The 15,728-nt window shown below is 45.2% G+C and carries 17 protein-coding genes; 12 read left to right on the top strand and 5 right to left on the bottom strand.

Annotated features, from left to right (window positions below; all coding sequences use genetic code 11):
* Position 1: 1 nt before the first annotated feature.
* Together ACSFXN_RS05050 and ACSFXN_RS05045 are read right to left on the bottom strand one after the other, a co-directional pair.
* Positions 2-373, bottom strand: coding sequence for a VOC family protein (locus tag ACSFXN_RS05050; RefSeq protein ID WP_437149080.1), 372 nt, complete (start codon positions 371-373; stop codon positions 2-4).
* Between the two features lie 24 nt (positions 374-397).
* Positions 398-1,111 (bottom strand): DUF4386 domain-containing protein, encoded by a 714-nt coding sequence (locus tag ACSFXN_RS05045; RefSeq protein WP_437149079.1) that lies wholly within the window; start codon positions 1,109-1,111, stop codon positions 398-400.
* Between the two features lie 473 nt (positions 1,112-1,584).
* Between ACSFXN_RS05045 and ACSFXN_RS05040 the strand changes: the two genes are divergently transcribed.
* The 9 genes from ACSFXN_RS05040 to ACSFXN_RS05000 all read left to right on the top strand — a co-directional run bounded on the left by ACSFXN_RS05040 (position 1,585) and on the right by ACSFXN_RS05000 (position 9,890).
* Entirely contained in the window at positions 1,585-3,105 is a 1,521-nt protein-coding gene (locus tag ACSFXN_RS05040) for a malate:quinone oxidoreductase (protein WP_437149078.1), read from the top strand.
* A 153-nt stretch (positions 3,106-3,258) separates the two neighbouring features.
* The gene (locus tag ACSFXN_RS05035) at positions 3,259-3,639 is read left to right on the top strand and encodes a VOC family protein (protein ID WP_437149077.1); all 381 of its coding nucleotides are present in this window, start codon (positions 3,259-3,261) and stop codon (positions 3,637-3,639) included.
* A 344-nt stretch (positions 3,640-3,983) separates the two neighbouring features.
* Entirely contained in the window at positions 3,984-4,418 is a 435-nt protein-coding gene (locus ACSFXN_RS05030) for a MarR family winged helix-turn-helix transcriptional regulator (protein ID WP_300990786.1), read from the top strand.
* Between the two features lie 109 nt (positions 4,419-4,527).
* Positions 4,528-5,121: an NADPH-dependent FMN reductase gene (locus ACSFXN_RS05025; protein WP_437149076.1), complete on the top strand. Its 594-nt coding sequence runs from the start codon at positions 4,528-4,530 to the stop codon at positions 5,119-5,121.
* 175 nt (positions 5,122-5,296) lie between these two features.
* A complete protein-coding gene (locus tag ACSFXN_RS05020) occupies positions 5,297-6,238 on the top strand; it encodes a ring-cleaving dioxygenase (protein ID WP_437149075.1) in 942 nt (313 codons plus the stop codon).
* Between the two features lie 49 nt (positions 6,239-6,287).
* Positions 6,288-6,893, top strand: coding sequence for a flavin reductase family protein (locus tag ACSFXN_RS05015; protein ID WP_437149074.1), 606 nt, complete (start codon positions 6,288-6,290; stop codon positions 6,891-6,893).
* Between the two features lie 22 nt (positions 6,894-6,915).
* Positions 6,916-7,536 carry an alpha/beta hydrolase gene (locus ACSFXN_RS05010; protein WP_437149073.1) on the top strand — a complete coding sequence of 207 codons (621 nt, stop codon included), beginning with the start codon at positions 6,916-6,918 and terminating at the stop codon, positions 7,534-7,536.
* A 47-nt stretch (positions 7,537-7,583) separates the two neighbouring features.
* Entirely contained in the window at positions 7,584-8,519 is a 936-nt protein-coding gene (locus ACSFXN_RS05005) for a ring-cleaving dioxygenase (RefSeq protein WP_437149072.1), read from the top strand.
* 123 nt (positions 8,520-8,642) lie between these two features.
* Positions 8,643-9,890 (top strand): diguanylate cyclase domain-containing protein, encoded by a 1,248-nt coding sequence (locus tag ACSFXN_RS05000; protein ID WP_437149071.1) that lies wholly within the window; start codon positions 8,643-8,645, stop codon positions 9,888-9,890.
* Positions 9,891-9,948: 58 nt separating this feature from the next.
* On the opposite strand, the gene ACSFXN_RS04995 is transcribed toward ACSFXN_RS05000, so the two are convergent.
* Positions 9,949-11,337 carry a PLP-dependent aminotransferase family protein gene (locus tag ACSFXN_RS04995; RefSeq protein ID WP_437149070.1) on the bottom strand — a complete coding sequence of 463 codons (1,389 nt, stop codon included), beginning with the start codon at positions 11,335-11,337 and terminating at the stop codon, positions 9,949-9,951.
* Between the two features lie 108 nt (positions 11,338-11,445).
* On the opposite strand from ACSFXN_RS04995, the gene azlC reads away from it, so the two are divergent.
* The 3 genes from azlC (at position 11,446) to ACSFXN_RS04980 (ending at position 13,690) form a co-directional block, all read left to right on the top strand.
* Complete coding sequence (azlC, locus tag ACSFXN_RS04990; RefSeq protein ID WP_437149166.1) at positions 11,446-12,192, top strand: azaleucine resistance protein AzlC; 747 nt, start codon at positions 11,446-11,448, stop codon at positions 12,190-12,192.
* Positions 12,189-12,521 (top strand): branched-chain amino acid transporter permease, encoded by a 333-nt coding sequence (locus ACSFXN_RS04985; RefSeq protein WP_300990776.1) that lies wholly within the window; start codon positions 12,189-12,191, stop codon positions 12,519-12,521. The genes azlC and ACSFXN_RS04985 overlap by 4 nt, the downstream gene beginning before the upstream one ends.
* Before the next feature lie 230 nt (positions 12,522-12,751).
* Complete coding sequence (locus ACSFXN_RS04980; protein ID WP_437149069.1) at positions 12,752-13,690, top strand: Gfo/Idh/MocA family protein; 939 nt, start codon at positions 12,752-12,754, stop codon at positions 13,688-13,690.
* A gap of 37 nt (positions 13,691-13,727) precedes the next feature.
* On the opposite strand, the gene ACSFXN_RS04975 is transcribed toward ACSFXN_RS04980, so the two are convergent.
* Positions 13,728-14,654, bottom strand: a complete 927-nt coding sequence (locus ACSFXN_RS04975) for an AEC family transporter (RefSeq protein WP_437149068.1) — start codon at positions 14,652-14,654, stop codon at positions 13,728-13,730.
* Between the two features lie 195 nt (positions 14,655-14,849).
* A complete protein-coding gene (locus ACSFXN_RS04970; RefSeq protein ID WP_437149067.1) occupies positions 14,850-15,722 on the bottom strand; it encodes a LysR family transcriptional regulator in 873 nt (290 codons plus the stop codon).
* Positions 15,723-15,728: the final 6 nt, after the last annotated feature.

The following is a 15,728-nucleotide window of genomic DNA, read 5'->3' as shown; positions in this document are numbered from 1 at the left end:
CTTAGCGGTGCTGATCAAACAAGATCGGGTTTCCATCAGGATCTTCGATGATAAAGCTGGCAGGTCCTTGGCTAGTTTCATCGGCTTCGCTGGCAAAATGTATGCCGTCTGCCTTCAGCTTTTTCTGAAGGTCGCGGATGTCAGTAAAAGCGTCCAGGTTCTGCGCATTTTCGTCCCATCCCGGATTGAAAGTCAGGAGATTCTTTTCAAACATTCCCTGGAACAATCCAATGACCGTCTTGCCGTTTTTCATAATAAGCCAGTTCTGGTCGATGTCGCCGCCGAATACTTCGAACCCCAGTTTTTCATAGAAATTTTTTGATGCATGGATATCGTTCACTTTTAGGCTGACTGAGAAATTACCCAATTGCATAGTGTTGCCTCCGTTTCAGTTAGATTAAGAAAATGCGTTCTTTTTTGCAGCCATGGAAGCAAGCGCCGGTTCATTGAATCCTTTAACGATAAGCCATACGGCCAGAATCATCTCAGTAGCGGCCACCGGCACTGCCAGAATGCCGCCCCAAAGAGAAACTTGTTCAATGACATCAAACATCACTAGCAAGGCACAAACAAAAACACATATTGCTCCTATTATACCCAAGACGGAGATAAACCTGGGCACGAGCCTCGTTTGGTAAAAAATATAGCTGTACATAATAGTGTTGACACCTAAAAAGAAAAGCGGCCCAAGCATAAAAGTCCAGTCATGGATGGCGATTAAAGATGTTCCGGCAGCTTGAAAAGAGGCAGTATCCGGGGAGTCTGCTGCTAGAAATGCCTGGCTTAAAGTCAGCAAAGCCAATACGCTGATCAACCCGACCGTAATGACGACCGCTTCCAGAAATCGGAAGCACACATGCCACAACGCTATCGTTTCGTTATACTTTCTTAAAAATGGAAACATGGTCGTTGCAGTGCCGACCGCTGATATGACCAGGATCAATTCCATCAACGCTCCAAGTGCCAATTGATTGGCGTATCTGGAACCTTCAACCAGGTAATCCGGGTTACTCAGAATCGGATTGTATAAAAGAACACCCACTACCGCTGAAATGGCCGCCAGTAAAAACAGCACTCCTGTAATTTTTGCCGCTCTTTTGTTTGAGAACATCTTTTCCCTCCTCTTTATATTGAATTCAATTTCATTTTACCTAATAAAACTAAATTAGCTATAAATTATCGTAATATTGAAAATATATTAGGCGCTTAACTTCTCATAAATAGCAAAGGACTGCAGGTGCAGCGGAACAACAACTCTAATCTCAAATACCAAATTTATTGAAAAAGTGAAAGAGGTTGGGGCAATCCAATCTCTTTATTTTATTTTGTAAGGAAAACTCCTCCTTTGAAAAGGAGGAGAAGGCTTTATTTTTATAGGATTTGAGTTTTTTGAACGGACTTTTCCCTTTAAATCACGTATAATAAGAGATGTTTGAATACGTAAATAATAACCATACACTGTGATATAGTTAGAATAAAGACAGAAAAGGTGTTTTTTTAGACCGCGTCCTGGTTTAAGGTGTTACCTGAGCTGGAGCGTTTACATCCTATCTGCCAACAATAGAGTAGAAAAGGAAGGTTATAATGGGCAACCTACAAAATAAGAAAGACATTATTTTAATCGGTGCTGGAGTCATGAGCGCTACTTTAGGAGCAATGATTAAAGAAGTGGCACCGGAATGGAATATCAAAGTATTTGAAAAGCTTGAACAAGCCGGAGCAGAAAGTTCCAACGAATGGAATAATGCAGGGACAGGGCATGCTGCACTGTGTGAGCTTAACTATACACCGGAGCAAGCGGACGGCACTGTAGAAATCAAAAAAGCGATCAATATAAATGAGCAATTCCAGCTTTCAAGACAGTTTTGGTCTTTCCTGGTGAAAAACAAACGAATCAGCAACCCCCAGGATTTTATCATGTCTCTGCCGCATATGAGTTTGGTGCAAGGGGAAGACAATGTAAAATTCCTAAGCAAGCGTTTTGAAGCGCTTTCTAAAAACCCATTGTTCCACGGGATGGAGTATTCCGATAACCCTGAAACCCTGAAAAAATGGATTCCGTTGATCATGGAAGGCCGTACAGTAGATGAGCCGATTGCAGCAACAAAAATCGACTCAGGAACAGATGTTAACTTCGGTGCTTTAACGAAGATGCTGTTTGAACACTTAAAAGAACAGAATGTTGGAATCAACTATAACCACAACGTTAAAGACATCAAACGCTCTGGCGACAGCAAATGGGAAGTCAAAGTACAAGATACGGCCAACAACAAAATCGAATACCACAGTGCTGATTTCGTGTTTATCGGCGGCGGCGGCGGAAGTCTGCCGTTGCTTCAAAAAACAGGCATTCCGGAATCGAAGCATATCGGAGGATTCCCGGTAAGCGGGCTGTTCCTGGTATGCAAAGATCCGGAAATCGTTGAGCAGCACCATGCGAAAGTATACGGCAAAGCGAAGCTTGGTGCTCCGCCGATGTCCGTGCCACATTTGGATACTCGCTTTATCGACAACAAAAAATCATTGCTGTTCGGACCGTTTGCCGGCTTCTCGCCGAAATTCCTGAAAACAGGTTCGAATATGGACTTGCTTGGATCTGTAAAACCGAACAACGTCTTCACGATGCTTGCTGCAGGGGCGAAAGAAATGTCGTTGACCAAATACCTCGTTCAGCAAGTCATGCTGTCGAATGAAAAACGCGTTGAAGAACTGCGTGAGTTCATCCCGACTGCCAAAGTGGAAGATTGGGATGTCGTGGTTGCCGGGCAGCGTGTGCAAGTGATCAAAGATACCGACAAAGGCAAAGGAACGCTTCAATTTGGTACGGAAATCGTAACGGCTGCTGACGGCTCAATCGCCGCATTACTGGGCGCATCTCCAGGTGCTTCAACGGCTGTCCATGCGATGCTTGAGATTTTCGAAAAATGCTTCCCGGAACAAGTTGAGAACTGGGAGCCGAAAATTAAAGAAATGATTCCTTCTTTTGGCTTGTCCTTAATGGAAAATCCGGAGCTTCTTCGCGACATCCATAAATCAACAGCCGAGGCGCTTCAATTGAACGAAGAACTTGCGTCTATGGCTAAAGAAAAAGTATTAACCAAATAACAAAACAAAGAACCTTCAATCCTTCGCTGGATTGAAGGTTCTTTTTGGTTTCTTTCAAAGCAAATGCACATTGAAATGCGAAAGGAATTGTTTTAATATTCAAGTTACATCGACGTGAAATTTCTTTGAGGAATAGAAAGAGGAGGGAAGTAAATGATCAAACAAGTCGGCCAGATTATGCTGTATGTGAACGACCAGGACGAGGCAGTCAGATTTTGGACGGAAAACCTGGGATTCGAAGTAGTTGCTGAAGAAAGCAACGGAGAAATGAGATGGATTGAAATTGCGCCGGAAAGAGGGGCTGAAACGACCATCATTCTGCACAACAAGGAAATCATCGCTCAAATGTCACCTGAACTGAATCTGGGTACGCCTTCGCTGATGTTTTTCACGGAAAATCTCGATCAATTGTACAACAAGCTGTCAGAGCAAAATATTACAGTCGGGGAAATTGTCGAGATGCCTTCCGGCAGAGTCTTTAACTTTGCCGATAGGGAAGAAAATTACTTTGCCGTGATGGAGAAAAGTAAGTGAAAAAGCATTTAGGCGCTTTAAGGCCAGTAAACACCATCCAGTTGAGGATGGTGTTTAATTTTTTAATATCTTCAAATTTTATAAAGGCCAAATCTTTTCTGTTATGTATTATTTATTCATGATAATCATTATGAAAAGACGCTTTGAGGGTCTTTTTGGTCAGCTGCTTCTTTCAGTTCCCTTTAGTTATCATAAGTTGCCATTTAAAACGAAGGGAGAAATGAGCTCAAAATGGAATGAGCAAGTTCAAAAGTTCAACCAAAAAGGTTGACGGGTCAAAATAGCCATGTTATGATTATCTCGAATTAAAGATAAATTAATTCAAGATAAATGAGGTGAACCAAATGGAATTGCCGAATCTTAACTTGAAAGCATTGACCGTCCTTGTACGGGCAACCGATTCCCTTCACGAGGTCATTAAAAAGGATGTGGCCCAGTATGGCTTGAATCCGACCGAGTTTTCGGTATTGGAGCTGCTGTACCATCAGGGAAAGCAGCCGATTCAGCTGATTGGGAAAAAAGTGTTGATTGCGAGCAGCAGCATCACTTATGTCATCGATAAGCTGGAAGCGAAAAAATTCGTTGCCCGGAAAGCGTGTCCTGAAGACCGGCGCGTGACTTTTACCGAACTCACGAAAGAAGGCCAACGCTTAATGGAGGCCATTTTCCCGGAACATGAGAAAACGATCAATGAGGTATTTCAAGGCATGGACCGAGCGGAAGTTGAAGCTTTTATTGAAACCGTCAAAAAAGTAGGCTATCAAGCAAAAAGCCTTTAATTTTTTTTAATTATATATCTCGAATTCAAGATATTTGATAAAAATTTCCATAGCTAAAGTGCAATGTGAATAGAGCCTCAAAAGAACTTTTAAGGAGGTGAAAGAATACATGGGTTTTTTCAATAAATTATTCAAAACACAACAAGAGGAGGAAACAACAATGACAAACTTAAACATCGGCATCATCTTGGGATCAACACGTGAAGGGCGCTTAAGCCCGCAAGTAGGGAACTGGGTCAAAGAATTGGCAGACAAGCGCGGCGACGCCAACTACACGATCATCGACATCGCGGAATACAAATTGCCGTTACTAGGTGAAAATGGTAGCGACGCATCAGGCGCAGCCGCATGGTCTGAAGCGGTGGCAGCACAGGACGGATTCGTCTTCATCGCTCAGGAATACAACCACTCGATCACAGGATCTTTGAAAAACGCACTCGATTACCTGCGCGAAGAGTGGAACAACAAAGCAGCGGGCATCGTGTCGTACGGTTCGGTCGGCGGTGCGCGTGCAGCGGAGCATTTGCGCGGCATCCTGGGCGAATTGTCGGTAGCGGACGTCCGCGTCCACCCGGCATTGTCCCTGTTCACGGATTTTGAGAACGGTGCGGAATTGAAAGCGGCTCCGGTCCAAGCGGAATCGGTCAACCAGATGCTCGATCAGGTCATCCCTTGGTCTGCAGCGTTAAAAACAATTCGCTAAGTATTTTTGTTCAAAGAAATTCGCAAAATGTGCATGAGCACATGCACATTTTGTGTTTTTAATAACTATAAATATTGAGCAAAATGTTTTCATAGGAATGGAAGGTTTTGCTGAAGGTTTATAGAGAACATAAATGATTGGTTATTTAGTTTATCAACGAAAGGAAGAATTCACCGTGAAGAAAATAGTAGGACACCACCATATTTCAATGATCACCAAAAAAGGCCGGCAAACCAATCAATTCTATCAAAAAGTACTGGGATTGCGCCGAGTAAAGAAAACGGTCAACCAGGATGATCCAAGTATGTACCATCTGTTTTACGGCGATCTGACCGGCAGCCCGGGCACCGAATTGTCGTTCTTCGAAATGCCGATGGCTGGCAGAACGAAACGCGGCACCGATGCCATCACCCGCATCGGACTGCTGGTCCCTTCGCATGACAGCTTGCTGTATTGGAAAAAGCGGTTCGAACTGCTGGGTGTGGAGCATGGGGAATTGACCGAGTATGCCGGACGCGACGCCCTTCCTTTTGAAGATGGGGAGGGCTTGCGGCTGATCCTGTTGAATAATGACGGGGCGGATGTCCCTTCTTACTGGCAGCCCTGGAAAGATTCAATTGTTTCACCTGAACACCGCATTTTGGGAATGGGCGCAGTGGAAATGACGGTTCAGTCGCGGGAAAGCTTAGCGAATACGCTGACCGGCTTGTTCGGCTACGAGCTCGCTTCCGAACAGGACCATACAGCCGTCTACCAATCGGTTCGAGGGCAGGCATTTGGCGAAATTGTTGTGGTCGAACAAGACGGACCGAAAGAAAAACCGGGGAAAGGCAGTGTCCACCATGTGGCGATCCGCGTGAAAGATGGCGTGGAACTCAGACAGTGGCGCCAGCGGATTCAGAAATTCGGTTTTCAGGTCATGAAAATAACCGACCGCTATTATTTTGAAAGTTTATATTTCCGGGAGGAAAACGGGATATTGTTTGAACTGGCGACGGATGGCCCTGGATTCACTGTGGATTCGACGATTGAATCGTTGGGAAAAGAGCTCGACTTGCCGCCGTTCCTGGAAGCCAGACGTGCAGAAATCGAAGCAAAATTAGAACCGATTGAGTAAAACAGAAAAGATGATAAGTCAAAATTTATTAGCAAAGGGGCAATAAAACATGATTCCAATCAATCCAAAACAAAATACGGAACGTGACAATTACAAGCTGATGATCGGCTCAATTATTCCGCGGCCGATCGCTTTTGTCACGACCCAATCGGAGTCAGGGGTTGTCAACGGGGCCCCATTCAGCTACTTCACGATTGTTTCCTCAAACCCACCGATGGTGTCCGTAGCCATTCAGCGGCCAACAGGCGAACAGAAAGACACCGCCCGCAACATTTACGAAAACGGTGAATTTGTGGTCCATATTGTGGACCGGGACAATGTCACCAAGATTAACGAAACCGCAGCTTCCCTGCCGCCAGAGGACAGTGAAGTGGACATGGCCAACCTGACTTTGGTGCCGAGCACAGAGATTTCTGTTCCCGGTGTCCGGGAATCGAAAGTGCGCATGGAATGCCGCTTGGTGCAGGCGGTACCGCTCGGCGGCGAAGGACCGGGCAGCGACTTGTTTATCGGTGAAGTGGTTCAGTTCCATGTGGATGAAGCCATTTACGAAAACGGCCGCATCGACCCAAGAGGCTTGGATGCCGTCAGCCGGTTGGCAGGCGCAAATTACGCCGCCATTGGCGAGATCTTTTCAATCGAGCGGCCCAAATAAAAGAAGAAAGAAGGAATAAAGGATGGAACATATATTTAAAAAAGGATTCAACCCCGAAAAGCCGGTCTTCCTGCTGTTGCACGGAACGGGCGGAAACGAGCAGTCGTTATTGTCACTGGCACCGATGATTGATGCAGAGGCATCTGTACTCAGTGTCAGAGGGAATGTCTCGGAACACGGCATGCCCCGTTTCTTCCGGCGTTTAAGCGAAGGCGTATTCGATGAAGAAGATTTGGTGTTCCGTACGAACGAACTGAATGATTTTTTGGATGAAGCTGCGGAGAAATACGAATTCAACCGTGACAACATCGTCGCGATCGGCTATTCGAATGGCGCGAATATCGCCGCCAGCCTGCTGTATCACTTTAAGGATGCGCTAAACGGTGCCATCCTGCACCATCCGATGGTGCCAAGACGCGGCATGGAGCTTCCCGACCTTACCGGAAAACAAATTTTTATCGCTGCCGGCACCAACGATCCGATTTCCCCGGTCCGGGAAGCGGAAGAACTGCAAGAAGCACTCGAAGCGGCAAACGCATCGGTTGCTGTCCATTGGGAAAATCATGGCCACCAGTTGACCGGAAGCGAAGTAGAAGCTGCGAAACAGTGGTACCAGCAGAAATATACAGCCATAAACCAATAATATTTATTGAGTCATGAATAGAATAAAAAATTACAGGAGGAAATAAAATGAAAAAAACAGCTGGAATTCACCATATCACGGCCATTGTTGGCCATCCGCAAGAGAACGTTGATTTCTATGCAGGCGTATTGGGATTGCGTCTCGTCAAGAAAACAGTGAACTTCGACGATCCGGGAACGTACCATTTGTATTTCGGCGATGGCGGCGGAAAACCGGGAACCATCATCACGTTCTTCCCATGGGCAAATGCCTACCCGGGGAAAATCGGCGCTGGACAAGTCGGCGTAACTTCTTACGTCGTTCCAACAGACGCGTTGTCGTTCTGGGAAGAGCGGCTGGGAAAATTCAATATCCATTTCACAAAAGAAGCACGTTTCGGCGAGACGTACCTGTTGTTTGAGGATCCGCATGGCCTCCAACTGGAACTGGTTGAACGGGAACAAGGGGAATTGAACCAATTTGAGTTCGGCGGCATTACACCGGCTGTCGCCATCAAAGGATTCGGCGGCGCAACGCTGCTTTCCTCACGCCCCGAACAAACGGCGAAGACCCTGGAAGAAGTGATGGGGCTTGAGAAAGTCGGAGAAGAAGGCGACTTGATTCGTTTCCGTTCGTCCAGCGATATCGGCAATGTTATCGATGTCAAAGCGACGCCGCTTGGCCGCGGACAAATGGGCGTCGGTACCGTGCACCACATTGCATGGCGCGCAGAAGACGACCAGGATCATTTGGAGTGGCAGGAACATGTCCGGAACCACGGATTTGGCGTCACCGAAGTCAAAGACCGCAATTATTTCAACGCGCTGTACTTCCGGGAGCACGGCGAAATCCTATTCGAAATTGCGACCGATCCGCCTGGCTTTGCGCATGACGAAACACTGGAAACGATGGGGCAGAACTTGATGTTGCCCGAGCAGTACGAAACGCGCCGGGAACAATTGACGGCTTCACTGATTCCGATCGAAGTCCGTCCGCTCGATTAAGAAAGACAGGTATGATGCCTTGAGATTTTTCTATATAAGACTTGAGCTATTCACTGGAGGCTAATCGGGTATCAATCCGGTTAGCCTTTTTGTTTTAGCTTTTTAAAGAGTGGAGGAAACGAAATGATCACCCGTATTCACCAAAACATATTTGAACTGGTCTGGAATAACACGAACGATGCCATCTTCACCATCGGCTACGATGGACGGATTCTGTCGGCCAATCCCTCGTTTGAGAGCATTTTGGGCTGGAAGCAAGAAGACTTGAACGATGCCAATTGTTTTCCGTTCTTTGCGAATGTTACGCCGGCCGAACATGAAGAACAATTGGCGTTGTTCCGGCAAGGGCAGGATATTCCGTACCATGTGACCAAGCGGAAACAAAAAGATGGACAGGTGTTGGATATCCTGGCTTCTTACCGGGCGGTCAATGAAGGCAACGTGCTGGCAGTGGGCATGTACAAGGATTTTACGGAGCAGATGAGCATTCAACGGAGGCTGGAGGCCAGTGAAACCTGTTACCGCAATTTGATCGAGTTTATCCCGGATGCCATTTTTGTCGAGCATAACGGAGAAATTGTCTTTGCCAATACTTCGGCTCTGCAACTGACCGGAACTGCTGGCGTATCTGAGCTTCTCGGCCAATCCATTTGGGATTTCTTGAAGACTGACGACCGAGAAACCTTGTCAGAACGAATAAAGCAGGCACTGGCCAGAAAAGAACCGATCATTGAACAAGTTTCACAGCTCACGGGAGAGGCCATTTGGGTAGAAATCAAAGCAATGAATGCCACTTTTGAAGGGGAACCGGTGATTCAACTGCTGCTGCGGGATGTCACGGCAAAGAAAAATTATGAAGCGCAGCTGGAATACCTGGCTTTTCATGACCCCTTAACCGGGTTGACGAACCGGCGCTATTTTACGGAACAGATCAACGAGGCGATTGAACGCGCTACAGCGCATGGCGAGATGCTGGCTTTTCTATATATTGATATTGATAAATTCAAAGGGATCAACGACACGGAAGGCCATCAGATAGGCGATGAATTGTTGAAACAATTTGCCGGAAGGCTGCGCACGAATATCCGAGGAGAAAATGTCCTTTGCCGGGTAGGCGGCGATGAATTTCTCGTACTGATCGATAAAGTGAAGGGCAAAGAAGTGGTGGAAAAAATCGCTGAGCGCCTGCATCAGGCATTCCAGGAGCCTTACTTTCTGGAAGGACGGGAAATCGTAGCCACTTCCAGCATCGGCATCTCGTTATTTCCGGAAGACGGAGAAAATTCAACCACGCTGATCTTACGGGCGGACGAAGCTTTATACAAAGCAAAAGCCCAGCGGAACCAGTATCAATTTTACATTAAAGAATAAAGAAGCGAACTAGAAAGGAAGGACAGAGGAGCAGTCCCTCTGTCCTTCCTTTCTAGTTTTAGTCGAGAAGCTGCTTAATGATTTTTAAACCCGTCTCCAGTTCATCCAGAGAACCCGTTGAAGAAAGCGCAATGCGCAAATACTTATTTGAAGTAGTCTGTCCGCTTAAGAAGCGGTTGGAATGAAACACGCGAATCCCATGCTTCTCCATTTCGGCTTCTACTTCAGCATTTCCGATGTTCTCATCAATTTGAAGCCAACGGTAAAAACTGAGCGGATGTCCGCTATTTTCAGCCAAAGGAAAATAGCTGAAATACAAATCATTCGCCTGTTCAGCAAGCTCTTTCTTTTGCAAAACAATTTCTTGGGCTTTTCCAGATAAAATCAGCTCAGTAATGACTTCTGCGTCAAAAGAAGAGGTCTTTACATTGATATTGAAAATCGCCTGAGAGATTCTATCACGCATGCCATTGCCAAAAACCATATAGGCAACGCGCAAACCGGAGCAGATGGACTTAGAGGTGCCGCAAATATAGACGGTTTGCTCTGGCAGTAAATTGAACATCGGCTGCTGGTAATCAGTGATGATGCCCGCTGTAAGAAAGGCATGGATGTCGTCTTCGATCAAGATTAATCGGTGTTTACGAATGACCGCGGCCAATTCCTGTTTGCGGAAATCCGGAATCATAATGGTGGTTGGATTGCTGCAAGAAGGCATCAGAAAAATGCCGTGAATAGTGATTTGGCCGCATTGCTTTTCAAGTTCACCCGGCAGCATCCCGAATTGGTCTCCAAGAATAGGAACTAATTGAATATGGAACAGTTTCGCCAATTCGATGAAATTTGAATAGGTATATAAATCAGTAGCAATTCGATTGCCAGGTTCGAATAGCGCCATCAAAGTAACCGCTAAAGCATTTTGGGCACCGGAAACAATCGCAACCTGGTCGGGGTCCGAATAGATGCCGAGCGGTTCCATCCAGTTGAGCGCGGCAGTTTTTTGATGGGGCATTCCTGTTGGATCATTGTAATTCAGCAATTGCTCCACATAGCTTTTCTTCGCTACCTTCTGAAGAGTATCTGTTACGTGCGCATTGGTCTGCTCAAAAGAAGCGACAAAACCAAGCTCGATGCGGTTGGGCGTATGGTCCGCTGAAATGGTGATGGACCGTGCTGCATTCGGCGCGACAAAAGTTCCACTTCCTGTAATGGCATAGATTAAGCCTTTTCTTTCACATACTTTGTAAGCGCGGGTAATGGTGGTGAAATTCAGATCCAGAAAGTCGGCCAGTTCCCGCTGCGGAGGCAGTTTTGAACCAGGAGCTAGAAAGCCATTGGCAATATCTTGTTCCAGCATAGAAGCAAGTGAGGAAAAGACAGGGCGTTTCAACGCTTTCTTATCCGGTTTCCAGGACATGGGGTATTGTTCGAATGAATTGACGGGCATGGTAATCTCCTTATAAATTAATTTTTATAATTATAACACTTTAGATTCTTCGGATTATTGTAATCCATACAATTATTTCATTCATTGTATGTTTTTTGTATGCTATAACTGAAGAAGAACTTATTGCAAGGACGTGAAATCGTGAAAAGATATCCTCATATACAATTGGCATTTAAAGCGGCTTTTCCATACACCGTACCTATTTTTGCAGGGTTTCTTTTCTTGGGAATCGCTTACGGCATCTTTATGAATTCATTGGGATTCCATGCCATTTACCCGATTTTGATGAGTTTTTTTATATTTGCCGGATCTATGGAATTTGTGGCAGCAAATTTATTGCTTCTCGCTTTCAACCCGATTAATGCGCTTTTCCTGACACTTATGGTCAATGCTCGGCATTTGTTTTATGGCATTTCCATGCTGGACAAATTCAAAGGAGTGGGGAACAAGCGCTGGTACCTGATTTTTGGGCTTTGCGATGAATCATTTTCGATCAATTATTCAGCGAAGGTTCCAAAAGACGTAGATAAAGGCTGGTTTTTCTTTTTCGTTACTCTTCTCAACCATTCTTACTGGGTGATCGGCTCAACTATTGGCGGTGTTTTCGGTTCATTGGTCGTGTTCAACACTGAAGGTTTGGAGTTTGTCATGACTGCACTTTTTGTGGTTATTTTCATAGAACAGCTGATGACAGGGAAAAAGTACGCCAGTGCATTAACGGGGCTTGGGCTTTCAACTGCTTGTCTTGTTGTATTTGGAGGAACCAATTTCACCATTCCGGCAATGCTGGCAATTCTCGGGGTCCTTACTGTATTTAGAAGACCTATGGAGAAGAAAGTGGAGGTGACAGCATGACGATGACTTTAACGCAACAAGTTGTGACGATTGCGATGGTGATTATCGGCACTATGCTCACGCGCTTTCTTCCTTTTCTCATTTTTCCACCGAACAAAGCTACGCCGAAGTATGTCCAGTATTTAGGGAATGTCCTGCCTGCCGCTGTCATTGGGCTGTTGGTCATTTACTGCCTGAAGGATGTCAATCTGTTTTCGGGAAGCCGGGGCATCCCGGAATTTCTGGCAATTGCTGTCGTAGCGGTGCTGCATGTCTGGAAGAGGCAAATGCTTTTGTCGATTGCAGGAGGGACCATCGTTTATATGCTTTTGGTGCAAACGGTATTTTAAGCTCGTAATTATGAAGAAGAAAGTAGATGAAATCATGCAGCAGAAACCAAAAGGAAGAGACGAGGCAAAATTATAGCCACGTCTCTTCCTTTTATCTATGTTGCAGGAATGTTTTGGTATCATATGTAATATCCAGCGTGGTAAAATTTGTTTCACAATATTTGTTCTTAGGTAAACACCTGAGTATATAAAGAAAAATACAGTCAGCATGACGGAGAAGGAGGCATAAAATGAGGTTTGGAATTATTGGGACCAATTGGATTACCGACCGGCTGCTCAAAGCTGCCAGAGACGTGCCGGCGTTTAGCATTGGCGCCGTATACTCAAGGACAGCAGAGCGGGGCAGGGAGTTTTCTGCGAAATATGGAGTTGCGGCAGTTTACACAGATATAGCTGAAATGCTCCAAAGTGGAGACATCGATGCAGTTTATATCGCATCACCCAATACGTTTCACGTGGAACAAAGTGTATTGGCGTTGGAAAACGGTATTCACGTCCTTTGTGAGAAGCCCGCGGTCACTTCCGTTGCAGAGATGGACCGTGTCATTGAAGCTTCCCGAAAGCACCAAAAGATGTATATGGAAGCGATGAAATCGACTGTCACTCCAACTTTTTTAAACCTGAAAAAGAATTTGGCTAAGGTTGGCCAAATCCGGCGTTTTGTCTTCCATTTCAATCAATATTCTTCCCGCTACGACAAATATAAAGAAGGCATCATTGAAAATGCCTTCAAACCGGAGTTAGGGAATGGAGCAAAGATGGATTTAGGGGTTTATTGCATCGCGCCGATTATCCATCTCGCAGATGAGCCGGAAAGGGTCCTGAAGAATAGCTATTCCTTATCAACAGGTGCAGATGGCCAAGGGAGTATGATCTTGGATTACCAAGAGTTTGAAGCAGTCATCATGTATTCGAAAATCACCGATTCGTATGCGCCATGCGAAATCCAAGGCGAAGAAGGCGTCATTGAGATCAATAAAATCAGTGATCCCACTAAAGTGGTCATCAAATACCGGGACGGGCAGACGGAAGACCTTTCTATGCCTCAGGAATTTGACACGATGTATTATGAGTTGAAGGAATTTATAAATTGCGCGGAAAACGGGCAAATTGAATCTGCCATCAATACGCACGAAATATCCCGGCAAGTCATCAAAGTTCTTACATAGCACTGTCGATGAACTGTTGAATGTAACAGCGTAGCAATCACGGAAATAATAGTTTTGCTGAATAGACCACGGCAGTGACGGTTGCCATGCTGAAGACAGTAGACATCAATACAGCTTGTGCGGCGTAATCAGGATGGTTTCCATATTCCAAGGCGAAAAGAGAACTGTTTCTGGAAGTTGGAAAAGAGCTGGCGATGAATAGAGCCTGGGCTGTAGTGCCTTCTAGACCCAACACGAGAATCACCGTGATGGCAATCACTGGAGACAGGATCAATCGGCCTACAATGCTTAGTACCAAAGGCAAAGAAAACCGGATTAGTTTGAGCGATGCGCTTTGTGCTCCGAGTGTGATCAAAGCGATTGCCAAAAAAGCGTCGGACGTGTTTTCAATAGGAGTCCAGATAAAGCTGGGAATCTGAATGGATAAAGCATGGCAAAGGATTCCAGCTAAAAAAGCATAGATGACCGGGTTTTTTAGGAAAACCTTCATAGCTTGCAGCCCTCTGTTATTGACCGATACGGAATTATACAAGCCATATGTATAGGTAAGCAGGTTCTGGAAAATCAAGACGACAATTTGGATGGACAGCCCTAAAGGGTTCTGATGGAAAATCAGCTGGCTGACCGGCAAACCGAAGTTCCCGGAGTTGACGAGCACCACACTGTTTTTGAAGGTAGCAGAAAGGCTGTTGTCAAATTTCGCTGACTTCGCTATTCCGGCACTTAACGCCATCAAACATAGGCTTTGGAGTATTAAAAAACTAAGGACATGAAAAAGGGTATCCGCCTGCATGTCGTTTTTATAAATATTAACAAAGCTCAAAGCTGGCATTAAAAGATAAGTATTCAATTTAGCGAGTGTATTCATATCCAGAGAATACTTAAGATGAAGAATGGCACCTGCGCCGATCAGCAAAAAGACCGGTACAATGACGTTCATAATAATGAGCAACAAAACCTCCATATGCGCTTCTCTCCATTCCGAAACAAAACATTGAAACTCTTGCTTTTAGGATGTTTTCATTACAGTGTACTCATTCATCATAAGACCATCCGGGACTTAGATAAAATACCAATTGTGGATGGACAGGCATATAAGAAAAGAATGGCGGGGCAGAAAAAATCGGCAAAAAAGAGCATGGAAAGGTTCCACGCTCTTTTATAAATTCTTCTTAAAATCGATTGTTCGGACAAACTGTACAAATTCATTAGCGGCTTTCGATTGGAGAGCTTCTTCACGGTAAAGCAGCCAGGTTCTTCTAACCAATGGATTTCCTGATTTGTCTTCTAAGTTGATTTGATGGAGATTATCATGATTTTCAATGAGAACACTGGGAAGGATGCCGTATCCCAAACCATTCAAGACCATTTCTTTGCAGGTATCCGCTTTATCCACTTCCATTCCGAGCAAGGGCGGCTGAGAAAATGTGCCGGTCCACCAATTATCAATCATCGTTTTTAACAAGCTATCTGTTTCATATTCGATCCTTGGCATGGAAGGCAATTCGTCCAGTCCAATTTTTTCCTTGGAAACGATGCAGAGATTTTCCTCGAACAAAAGATGTTTTGGTCCAGACCAATTATAATCGCCGCGGACAATTCCGACATGGACTTCCTGATTGTAGGCCAGATTGAAAACGTCCCGGCTCCAGCCGGTTCTCACTTTATAATTCACTTTCGGGAATTGGTCCCCGAATAGCTTGAGCAGGGCCGGAAGCTTGTGTCTGGTTATATAATTTGAAACCCCCAGCCGCAAAGTGCCGCTGACTTCCTGGCCCATATTCAAGACCTGGTCTTTGATCTGGTAAAAACGTTCAAGCATTTCATCTGCGCATTTGGCTAAGAATTCTCCTTCTGGAGTAAACTGAACACCTTTTGTACCTCGAACGACAAGGGTCCTCCCGTATTCCTGTTCTATTTGCTGAATCCGTTTGGTTAAAGAAGGCTGAGAAATATACAAATTTTCAGCTGTTTTCGTGATGTTCTTTTTTTCATAAAGCACTTTTAAGATAAGCCAGTCACGTTCGTTCATTGCTTC

This window comes from Planococcus sp. 1R117A, from assembly GCF_051417975.1.
Lineage (GTDB): Bacteria > Bacillota > Bacilli > Bacillales_A > Planococcaceae > Planococcus > Planococcus shenhongbingii.
The sequence above is the reverse complement of the archived record's forward strand: the minus strand, read 5'-3'. Positions and strand labels throughout refer to the sequence as shown.